Origin of the sequence: Streptomyces sp. NPDC058964 (assembly GCF_042741275.1) — a bacterium.
Classification (GTDB): domain Bacteria; phylum Actinomycetota; class Actinomycetes; order Streptomycetales; family Streptomycetaceae; genus Streptomyces.
This window is the reverse complement of the sequence record NZ_JBHYKH010000040.1, coordinates 1-6,700: the sequence shown is the minus strand read 5'-3', so window position 1 is coordinate 6,700 and position 6,700 is coordinate 1. Positions and strand designations below refer to the sequence as shown.

Sequence of the window (6,700 nt, the reverse complement as noted above, 5' to 3'; positions counted from 1 at the left end):
AGCCCGGCGAGGGCCAGGTTGGCGGGCGGGCCCCGGCCGGCGGCGGGGCGAGCCCCCCCCCCCCCCCCCCCCCCCGGCGCGCCCCCCCCCCAGTGATCCGCGGGGGCGGGGGGGCGCGGCCCCCCGCGCGGCGCGGGGCCCGGGGGGGTGCGCAGCTGGTCGTCGACCGCGACCGGGTCCGCGTCCAGGTCGAGCAGCCGTCGGCAGCGGCTGATGGCGACGGTCAGGTCGCGCAGGTCACTGAGGGTGAGGCGGCAGGCGATGTGGTCGGGCCTGGGGGCCAGGGACACGATGCCATGGCCGTACGGCAGGCGGAGCGTGCGCCGGTAGGCGCCGTCCCGCCACTCCTCCACACCCGGCACTGCGGTCGCCGCGAGGTGGCCGAAGAGGTTGTCGGGGTTCAGCGGGACGCGGAAGGGCAGGCGCAGCGAGAGCACCCCGGGGGTGCTTCCGGTGTTCCTCTTCGGTGTGCGGGCCCGCAGCTCGCTCGGGGAGAGGGCGAAGACCTCGCGCACGGTGTCGTTGAACGTGCGGATGGAGGAGAAGCCGGCCGCGAACGCGATCTCCGCCATCGGCAGCGGCGTCGTCTCGACGAGGAGCCGGGCGGTCTGGGCGCGCTGGGCACGGGCGAGCGCGAGGGGGCCGGCGCCCAGTTCGGCGAGCAGCTGACGCTCGACCTGCCGGGTGCTGTAGCCGAGGCGGGCGGCGAGTCCTGGCACGCCCTCGCGGTCCACCACCCCGTCGGCGATCAGCCGCATGGCCCGGGCCACCAGGTCGGCACGCCGGTTCCACTCCGGGGAGCCGGGGCTGGTGTCGGGGCGGCAGCGCTTGCAGGCCCGGAAACCGGCCTGCTGGCAGGCCGCGGCGCTCGGGTGGAACGTCATGTTCTGCGGCTTGGGCGGTACGGCCGGACAGCTGGGCCGGCAGTAGATGCGGGTCGTCAGGACGGCCGTGAAGAACCATCCGTCGAACCGTGCGTCCTTGGACTGCACAGCACGCACACACCGCTCCCGTTCGAGGTGCATCCCTGTCTGCATGTGTCCAGCATCGGCCACGCGCGGGGCACCCGCTGGCGAGAATCCGACACCTACCTTGTCCGGCCAGGACGGCCGGCGGGCCCGGGGCGTGGGTACGATGCGCGTCATGGGTACGGCACCTCCCCCTCGGTACCGCTGACACGGTCGTCACCGGTGACACGGTCGTCCGACACACCGTCCGGCCGGGCCCCGGCGCGCACGTGGCCGCTGTACGCGGCGGGTTTCACCACCGCGTTCGGCGCGCACGGCGTCGCGGCGAGCCTGGGCGCGCGCTCCGGTGACGCGGTCACCTCGCTCCTGGTCCTCGGCGGACTGCTCGCTCTGTACGACGGCGCCGAGGTGATCCTGAAGCCGGTGTTCGGCACGCTCGCCGACCGGATCGGGGCCCGTCCGGTGCTCCTCGGCGGGCTCGCCGCCTTCACCGCCGCCTCCGCGCTCTACGCCGTGGCGGGCGGCCCCGGCCGGCTGTGGGCCGCGCGGCTCGGCCAGGGCGCCGCGGCCTCGGCGTTCTCACCGGCCGCCGCCGCGCTGGTCGCCCGGCTCAATCCGGCGGCCAAGCACGGGCGGGCGTTCGGAAGTTACGGCTTTTGGAAGTCGGTCGGCTACACGCTGGGCCCTCTGCTGGGCGGCGTGCTGGTGTGGGCGGGCGGACTGCGGCTGCTGTTCGCGGTGCTGGCGGCGCTGAGCGCGGTGGTGACCGGCTGGGCCCTGGCCGCCGTACCGCGTGTATCGCCGCTCCCCCGGGCCCGGCAGACCCTGGTCGACCTGGTGCGACGCCTGACCGACCCGTCCTTCCTGGTGCCGACCGGCGCGCTCGCCGGGGCGACGGCCGCGCTCGCCGTCGGTGTGGGTTTCCTGCCCGTCTCGGGCGCCGCGGCGGGGCTCGGCACGGTGGCCACCGGCGCGGCGGTGTCGGTGCTGGCCGCCTGTGCCGCGGTGGTGCAGCCGCGTGCCGGGCGGGCGTTGGACGCGGGACGGCTCACGGCCCGTACCGGACTCGGCCGCGGGCTGCTGCTCGCGGCCGCCGGACTGGCCTGCGCGATGCTGCCCGGTCTGACCGGTGTCCTCCTCGCCGCCGTTCTGATCGGCATCGGCACCGGTCTGGTCACACCGCTCGGCTTCGCCGCCCTGGCCGCGGCGACACCCGGGGAACGGCTCGGACAGACCATGGGCGCGGCCGAGCTGGGGCGCGAACTCGGTGACTCCGGTGGTCCGTTGCTGGTGGGCGCGGTCGCGACGGCGGCGGCCCCGGCGTACGGCTTCGCGGCGCTCGCGGTGCTGCTGGCCGCCGGGCCGGTCCTCGCGGTGGTGGCCGGGTCGGTCAGGAGCAGACGTAGCTGAAGCTCGCCGCCGCCTCGACCGGTCCACGCTGGTGGGCGATCCGCAGGCGGGCGGTGCCCCGGAACCTGCCGGGTCCGCGCACGGTCCAGCGGAGGTGCACGGTGATCCGGCGGTCGCCGCGGCGGGCCATGTGGACCAGTTCGCCGGAGTCGTGGCCGTCGCTGCGCAGCCAGTGGTACGTCACCGGGCCTCCCCGGCCGTCCGTGGTCACCACGCCGACCAGATCGGCGGTCTGTCCGCAGTGCAGCCGCCCGGCGGGCGCCTGGACCTCGACGGCGCTGACCGTGGGGGCGGGCGCCGGCCGCAGCAGCAGCCAGAGCAGGACGGCCGCGGCGGCCAGGAAGGCGGTCGTGACGATCCAGGCCCGCCGTGGTCGGCCGTGGGGGCGGCTGTCGGGCGGCTCGGGTGCGGTGCGCCACTGGGCACGGAGGGTGTCCTGGGCGTCGGCGGGGACGCCGGGGCCGAAGCGCAGGAGGATCTCGCCGCCGTCATCCGCGCCGGGGGGTGGGAGCGTCCCTGCCGCAGCGGGTTCCGCCACGGGTTCCGCCGTCGCGGGCCAGATGGGGGTGCGGTTGCGTCTGCCGAGGACGGTGGCCTGGTCGTCCGGGAGGACGGCGGGGGCCACCGACTCTTCGCCCGTCCCGCCGGCTCTCTCGTCCTCCGTCTCGTCCGCCGCCGGAGCCGGTGCCGGACCCGGTGCCGGAGCCGGAGCCGTTGCCGGAGCCGGAGCCGTTGCCGTTGCCGTTGCCGCCGCCGGGGCCGGTGCCGCGGTGATCTCCGGCATCGCCGCGGCCACCGCAGCGCGGAGCTCCGTACGCCGCAGGAAGCCCGCCGGAAGCGCGGCGCGCCCGGCGACCAGCGCGGTGCGGGCCGCCGCGAGGCGCTCGGAACCGCCGGCGGCCGAGCACTGCGCGAACAGGGTGGCGGCGGGGGTGCCGGGGGCCGCCCAGGCTTCGCCGAGCGTGCGGGACAGGCCGGCCCAGGCCGTGATGTCGGCCTCGCGGCGCGCGGAGTCCGGCGCGTCGCCCAGCACCGTGCCCAGCGCGGCCTCGGCGAGCAGGGCGACGCCGTCCGGGGCCAGTACGACGGTGTCCGTGCCCAGCGTGCCGTGGGCGAGGCCGGCCTTGTGCAGGGCGAGCAGAGTCTGCGCGGTCTCGTTCAGGACGCTGGCCGCGCTGCCCGCGTCGAGGCCGGCGGCGCCGTCCGCCAGCAGATCCGCGAGCGTGGGGGCCGGAGGCCGGGCGGTGATCAGCCACACCACCCCGGCCTCCGCGACCAGGTCGACCGTGCCGAGCGCACCGGGCAGCCGGAGCTCGGCCACGGCGAGCACCGCGGCCGCCAGGCGCTCGCGCGTGCCCTCCGGAGCGAGCAGGGCGCGGTGGATGCGCAGCGCGCCGAGCGAGGTCTCGCCGGACCGGCCGGGGACGAGCGCGTGCCAGGTGCCGTGGCGCGCGTCCCGCGACCAGCCCGCCAGGGACCGTCCGGCGACCGTGGTGGCTGTCGTCATGTCGTTCCGTTCTCGCTCAGTACGGAGTTGGGCGCGGCGCCGGATACGGCGCTCAGCACGGCGGAGCGTCCAGGGACGCCGTCTGCGGTCCGTTCGCGGCCGCCGGTGTGCTGGTGAGGGTGACCATCCAGGTACCCCGGCACGGGTGGTTGGAGAAGTCGGCCTGGAAGGTCACGGGGTAGTGCGTGTCGCCGGACAGTTCCTTGGTCTGGCTGCCGTAGGACTCGGCGGGCGAGTCGACGTAGTAGGCCGCCGAAACGGTCACGGGTCCGGTCCCGGTGGTGTCGACGGTCACGTCGGCGATCAGCGTGCCCGGACTCTGCCCCCGCTGCCAGGAGCCGATGGTGATCGTGACCGTGCCCGGTGTCGGCTCCGCCGGGCCCGCGGTCGCCGGTGTGGGCGACTCCGCCGTCGGCGGGGTGGTGGCCACGGACGGGGTGGGCGAGTCCGGCGGGCTGTCCGAGGGCGTGCCGGAAGGCGTGGTGCCGGCCGTGGGCGGGACCGTGGCCGGGGTCGTGGCGGGTGAGCCGGCCGGCGGAGTCGCGGACTCGACGGCCGACGGCACCGAACTGACCACCGTCGTCGCGGTGTCGTGCGGATGGGCCGCCACGGCGGTCGCGCCACCCGCGACGACCGCGAGAGCGGCCGCCCCGGCGGCGGCTTTCCGTCCGCCGCGCTTCACCCGGCCGAGCAGGGTGAGGGCCCGCGCGGGCGCGTCGAGCGTCACCGTGGCGGTGAACGGGAACAACAGCGCCAGCAGCGCGGTGAGTTCGGCGAGCCGACGGCGGCCGCGCTCCTCCCAGCCGGCGCCGTACCCCTCGGTGGCGGACCGTTCCAGGTCGGCGAGGAAGTCCTCGATGCCCGGCCTGTCCGCCGGGTCCTTGGCCAGTCCCGTGCGCAGCAGTCCGCGGACCGGCGCGGGTACGTCGTCCAGGGGGACGGGGGCCCGCAGGTGCTGCAGGCGCAGGGCTGTCACGTCGTCGCCGGTGAACGGCCGGCGCCCGGTCAGGCACTCGTGGAACACGGCGGCCGCCGCGTACACGTCGCCCGCCGGTCCGGCCGGTTCGCCCTGCCACTGCTCGGGTGCCATGTAGGCGGGTGTGCCGGCGGCCTCGGTCTCCCGTCCGGTGCGCACGGCGATGCCGAAGTCGGCGAGCGCGCTCGTGCCGTCGGCGCGGACCAGCACGTTCTCCGGCTTGTAGTCGCGGTGGACCACCCCCGCCGCGTGGGCCGCGCCGAGGCCCAGCAGCGACCCCTTGAGCAGGACCAGGGCCGCCTCTGGGCCGGTCGCCCCGTGCCGGCGCAGCAGTTGGCGGAGGCTGACGCCGTCCACCGCCTCCATGACGATGGCGGCGCCGGCGCGCGCCTCGACGTACTCGTACAGCCGCACCACGCACGGGTGGCGCAGTTCGCCCAGCAGCCGGGCCTCGGCGCGGAAACGGGCGAGGAACTCCCGGTCGCCACGCAGGCTCCGGCTCAGGTACTTGATCGCGACGGGAACGCCGGTCGCGGTGTGCCGCGCCAGTACGACCCGTCCGCCGGCGCCCTCGCCGAGGGTGCGTACGGGGTCGTAACCGGGGACGGCCCAGTCGCCGCCACCGCCGCTGTTCGGATCCCGCGTCATGCCGCACCCTCCACGGCCGCACCCATCGCCGGGACGGGCGCGGCGCCCTTCGCGGCACGGCTGCGCCGGAGGCGGCGCAGCAGCCACCGCACGGGTGCCGACCAGACGGGGAAGGCCACCAGGGCGACCACGAGGGCCTCGATCACCGTGGTCCACGGCGGGCTCATCCAGCCGTCCAGCAGGTCGCCGATCCGGGAGCGCCAGGCCAGCAGGGCGAGGGCCAGGAAGCCGTACGTCCCGACGACGACCGCGAGCCCGTACGCGGCCATGCCCGCCTGCCGCGGACCGGGCCGGCTGCCCGCGCGCAGGTCCCGCCAGAGCCCCTTGCGGAAGTAGGTACTCGCCTCCTCGCGCAGGCGCGGCACGCGCAGCGCGTCGGTCAGGGCCTGGTAACCGTCCAGTGGCATCAGGGGGTTGAAGTTGTAGAGGGTGTTCAGGTACAGCCCGAAGGCCAGGTGGAAGAGGACGGCCGAGGCGGCCCCGGCGGGCAGGAAGGCCGCTCCGGCCGCGCACCAGCCGGCCAGCGCCGCCGTCGACAGTGGTCCGGACAGCGCCACCACGACCCGTGACCAGCGGGTGCCGAACCACATGTCGCTGGTGTCGACGAACGCGAACGGCATGCCCATCATGAGCAGGAACCCGCCGCGCCGGACCTTGCGGCCGTACGACTTGACGGCCAGCGCGTGCGTCAGCTCGTGCACGACCAGGGCGGACACGTATCCGGCGGCGAGGAGCACCGGGCCGCGGACGCCCGCCCCACCGAAGTCCAGCAGGTGCTGCCTGCCCTGCGCGACGGAGAACGCGACGAGGCCGCCGACCACCGACAGCCAGACCAGCGTCACCCCGGTCCGGGTGAAGAACCGCCAGCCGAAGGCCTGGTAGAGGCGAGTGACGGTGCGGTCGAGGCCGGGGACCGACACCTCCAGTCTGAGCAGCGCCCGGAACACGGCCCGTCCCGCGCGGCGCCAGCCCGATCGCTCCGTCTCCTCGGGGCGGCCGGGCAGGCCGCGCAGCAGTCCGGCGTTCGCGAACGCGGCGAGCGCCGCCTCGATGCGCGGCAGGGCGAGTTCGCCGAACCGGTCGGCGTAGGCGAACAGCAGGTCCCGCACGGTGTTCTCGCCGTCGACGGCGTGCCAGAGGAAGACCTCTCGCTCGTCCAGCTCCAGGTACACACCGGTGCGGGTGTTGTTC

General features: G+C 76.1%; 5 protein-coding genes. 1 reads left to right on the top strand and 4 read right to left on the bottom strand.

From position 1 onward, the window contains the following. A partial coding sequence (locus ACFW2E_RS07905; protein WP_384463106.1) for a bifunctional transcriptional activator/DNA repair enzyme AdaA occupies positions 1–1,025 on the bottom strand: 1,025 nt, incomplete at its 3' end. A gap of 165 nt (positions 1,026–1,190) precedes the next feature. Here ACFW2E_RS07905 and ACFW2E_RS07900 point away from each other — a divergent pair. Continuing rightward, entirely contained in the window at positions 1,191–2,378 is a 1,188-nt protein-coding gene (locus ACFW2E_RS07900; protein WP_384463046.1) for an MFS transporter, read from the top strand. Here the strand turns inward: ACFW2E_RS07900 and ACFW2E_RS07895 are convergent. The 3 genes from ACFW2E_RS07895 to ACFW2E_RS07885 all read right to left on the bottom strand — a co-directional run. Next, complete coding sequence (locus tag ACFW2E_RS07895; protein WP_384463043.1) at positions 2,359–3,885, bottom strand: hypothetical protein; 1,527 nt, start codon at positions 3,883–3,885, stop codon at positions 2,359–2,361. The two genes, ACFW2E_RS07900 and ACFW2E_RS07895, sit on opposite strands and share 20 nt — an antisense overlap. 52 nt (positions 3,886–3,937) lie before the next feature. Further along, positions 3,938–5,509: a protein kinase gene (locus ACFW2E_RS07890; RefSeq protein WP_384463041.1), complete on the bottom strand. Its 1,572-nt coding sequence runs from the start codon at positions 5,507–5,509 to the stop codon at positions 3,938–3,940. After that, the coding region (locus tag ACFW2E_RS07885) for a hypothetical protein (protein ID WP_384463038.1) at positions 5,506–6,700 on the bottom strand (1,195 nt) is incomplete at its 5' end. The genes ACFW2E_RS07885 and ACFW2E_RS07890, both read right to left, overlap by 4 nt.